The organism is Streptomyces sp. SID11385 (genome assembly GCF_010548245.1).
Classification (GTDB): domain Bacteria; phylum Actinomycetota; class Actinomycetes; order Streptomycetales; family Streptomycetaceae; genus Streptomyces.
The window spans coordinates 1-3,492 of record NZ_JAAGLR010000081.1 but is presented as its reverse complement, the minus strand read 5'-3'; the positions used below and the strand labels follow the sequence as shown (position 1 = coordinate 3,492).

At 74.5% G+C, this 3,492-nt stretch carries 3 protein-coding genes; 2 read left to right on the top strand and 1 reads right to left on the bottom strand.

From position 1 onward, the window contains the following. Positions 1–600, top strand: a 600-nt coding sequence (locus G3I42_RS02940) for a HEAT repeat domain-containing protein (protein WP_164282282.1), incomplete at its 5' end; no start/stop codon positions are given. A 284-nt stretch (positions 601–884) separates the two neighbouring features. Here the strand turns inward: G3I42_RS02940 and G3I42_RS02935 are convergent. Further along, positions 885–1,244, bottom strand: a complete 360-nt coding sequence (locus G3I42_RS02935) for a VOC family protein (protein ID WP_164282281.1) — start codon at positions 1,242–1,244, stop codon at positions 885–887. Positions 1,245–1,533: 289 nt separating this feature from the next. Between G3I42_RS02935 and G3I42_RS02930 the strand changes: the two genes are divergently transcribed. Beyond that, positions 1,534–3,405: a transketolase gene (locus G3I42_RS02930; protein WP_164282280.1), complete on the top strand. Its 1,872-nt coding sequence runs from the start codon at positions 1,534–1,536 to the stop codon at positions 3,403–3,405. The last annotated feature ends 87 nt before the right edge of the window (positions 3,406–3,492 follow it).

Below are 3,492 nucleotides of genomic sequence, written 5' to 3'. Positions count from 1 at the left end.
CGAGCGGGCGAGAGCGCGCTCGCCCCGCTGGCCCGGGGCCTCGGCGCACCGGAGGCGGCGGTACGGGAACGAGCGGCGCGCTCCCTCGCGGCGCTCCCGGCCGACGACGGGACGACGGCGCTGCTGCGGGAGGTTCTGGACCACCCCGACGCCGACGTGCGCGACCACGCGGCGCTGGCGCTGGGGGCGCGGGGACACGCGGAGGCGGTGCCCGCGCTCGTGGCGATGGTCGCGGCGGGGCGGCGGGATGTGGATGCGGGGGAGGCGTTGAGTCGCTTGGCGGGTGGGGGCGGAGGGCGACGAGTGCTGGGGGCGGGTAGTGAGGGTGGGGTGGGTGGTGGGAGTGGTGCGGTGGGTGGCGGCGCGGGGGCCGGTGGTGACGCCGCCGTGCGGGAGCGCGTCGCGGGGCTGCTTGCCGGGTGCGTCGTGCCGGGGGCTGCGGAGGCTCCGGTGAGGCGGCGGATCGCGCAGGCCCTCGCGGACATCCCGGGCGAGTCCGCGAGGCGCACTCTCACCGCGCTCACGCGGGACGACGACCGGGGGGTCGCGGTCACGGCGGCGTACGGGCTGGGGCGGCGGGGGAGTGGTGGGGCGGGGTGAAGCGGGGCGGGGCGTGCGCGCGTGCCTTCGTACAGGGTGGTGAACAGCCCCCTCCCGCCCTGGGGGGCGACCCCTATACCAGTCTCCCAAACCCGCACCCCCCACCCCCGCCCTCCCGCCACATCTGTGGACAACTTCGGCGAACCCGTACACCGCCTCACCGGAAAGAGTGAGACGTTGCGCGGATTCGCCGAAGTTATCCACAGGCGCGGGGTGGGTGAGTGCTCACTCACCTGCCCGAGAGGACCGCCGCCGTCCTCGGCAGCCGTCCTCCTCCGCCCCTCTCATCCCCGCCCCGCCCCACCCCGGTCCGCGTACTCGAAAATGCTCCCGTCCTGGTGCAGCGCCACCAGCGTGCGCCCCGCCGGGGAGCCGATGGGCCCCGCCAGCACGCGTCCGCCCGAGGCCAGGAGCGCGACCGCCGCCTCCTCTACGTCGGGGACCGCGAGCGTCGCCCGTACCTGGCGCAGCACCTCGATCTCGGCCGCCGGGCCGCTCATCAGCAGGAAGCAGCCCACGGCGGCGACCGAGACGTTCCCGCGATCGAAACGCTCGGCGGGCCGGCCGACGAGCCGTTCGTAGAACGGGACCGTGCGGTCCAGGTCATCGACGCACACGCGGAGCGTGGTACCCAGAATCTCCATGGGCCCGAGCCTAGTTGGCGCGCCCGCGCGAGGTGATCGTTTCCGGCCGCCCACCACGTTTCCGGCCCGGACCCACCACGATCCGGGCCCGGATCCGCCCCGCACGAGCGATGCCCCCGCCGGCCCGCCCCCGCTCACCGCGCGCGATACCGCGTCCCTTTCCATACTGGGAGAATTGGGAGAAACGCCCCGGGGGCACGTTTGCCCGTCGTACCCCCGGGGACCCGAAGAGCCGCGCTCGTGCACGACTCGTGCACCCCGCGTACGAAAGCGTACGAAAGGAGTCACCATGCCGAGTGAAACCGGCACCGCCACGCCGCTCGACCCGGAGAACCTCGACGCCCTCGCGGAACTCGGCCAGCAGTTGCGGGTGGACTCGGTGCGTGCGACGGACGCCGCCGGCTCCGGGCACGCGACCTCGTCGATGTCCGCGGCGGATCTCGTCGCCGTGCTCTTCGCCCGGCACCTGCACTACGACTTCGACGCCCCCGACCTGGCGACGAACGACCGCTTCGTGCTCTCCAAGGGCCACGCCTCGCCCGTCCTCTACGCCGCCTTCAAGGCCGCCGGGGCCGTCAGCGACGCGGAACTGCTCACCTTCCGCAAGGAGAGCAGCCGCCTCGACGGCCACCCCACGCCGCGCATCCCCTGGGTCGACGTCGCGACGGGCTCCCTCGGCCAGGGCCTCCCGGTCGGCGTGGGCCTCGCGCTCACCGCGCGTGATCTGGACCGTACCGACAGCAGGGTGTGGGTCCTGTGCGGGGACAGCGAGATCGCCGAGGGCTCCGTGTGGGAGGCGGCCGAGGCCGCGGGCGCCCTCCACCTCGACCACCTCACCGCGATCATCGACGTCAACCGCCTCGGCCAGCGCGGCCCCACGCGCCACGGCCACGACCTCGACGCGTACGCCCGCCGCTTCAGCGCCTTCGGCTGGCACACCATCGAGATCGACGGCCACGACGTCCACGAGATCGACGCCGCCTACCGCGAGGCCGAGTCCACGCGCGGCGAACCCACCGTGATCCTCGCCCGCACCATCAAGGGCCAGGGCGTCCGCGCCGCCGCCGACCACGAGGGCCTGCACGGCAAGCCGCTGAAGGACCCCGAGGGCGCCATCGCCGAACTCGGCGGCGTCCGCGACATCCGCGTCTCCGTCCAGAAGCCGAAGGACTCCCCGGGCCAGCGCAACCCCGCCGCCGCGCCCCTCGCCCTGCCCCGCTGGGACAAGGGCGGCGACGAGGTCCCGACGCGCGACGCCTTCGGTAAGGCCCTCACCGCGCTCGGCACCTCCCGGCGCGACGTCGTCGTCCTCGACGGCGAGGTCGGCGACTCCACCCGTGCCGAGTTCTTCGCGAAGGAACACCCCGAGCGGTACTTCGAGATGTACATCGCCGAGCAGCAGATGGTCGGCGCGGCCGTCGGCATGGCGGCGCGCGGCTGGCGGCCCTACGCCGCGAGCTTCGCCGCCTTCCTCACCCGCGCCCACGACTTCATCCGCATGGCGGCCGTCAGCCAGGTCAGCCTCGCGCTGTGCGGCTCGCACTCCGGCGTCGCGATCGGCGAGGACGGTCCCTCGCAGATGGGCCTCGAAGACCTCGCGATGATGCGCTCCGTGCACGGCTCGACGGTTCTCTACCCGGCCGACGCCAATGCCACCGCGCACCTGACCGCCGCGATGGCCGACACCGAGGGCATCTCCTACCTGCGCACCTCGCGCGGCGCGAGCGCCGTTCTCTACGGGCCCGACGAGACGTTCCCGGTCGGCGGCTCGAAGACGCTCCGCTCCGGCAGCACGGACCGGCTCACTGTCGTCGCCGCCGGGCAGACCCTCCACGAGGCCCTTGCCGCCGCCGACCGGCTCGCCGCCGAGGGCATCGCGGTACGGGTCATGGACCTGTACTCGGTCAAGCCCGTGGACCGCGAGACGCTGTGGAAGGCCGCCGAGGAGACCGGCTGCCTGCTCACCGTCGAGGACCACCACCCCGAGGGCGGCATCGGCGACGCCGTCGCCTCCGCCTTCGACGACGGCCGCCCCGCGCCGCGCCTGGTCCGCCTCGCCGTCCGCAACATGCCCGGCTCCGCCACACCCGAGCAGTGCCTCGCCGCGGCGGGCATCGACGCGGACGCGATCACGGCCTCGGTCCGGATGCTGGTGAACTGAGGCCCGTCCCCGCGGGGCGCGCCGACGGGACGGACACGGGTACGGGGCCGACGCGCCCGCTCGCCGCGGGGCCGGCGCGCCCCGCCC

Excerpts from the sequence above, each read along its gene's own strand:
- G3I42_RS02930 (WP_164282280.1), top strand. The coding sequence starts at position 1,534 with ATGCCGAGTGAAACCGGCACCGCCACGCCGCTCGACCCGGAGAACCTC.
- G3I42_RS02935 (WP_164282281.1), bottom strand. The coding sequence starts at position 1,244 with ATGGAGATTCTGGGTACCACGCTCCGCGTGTGCGTCGATGACCTGGAC.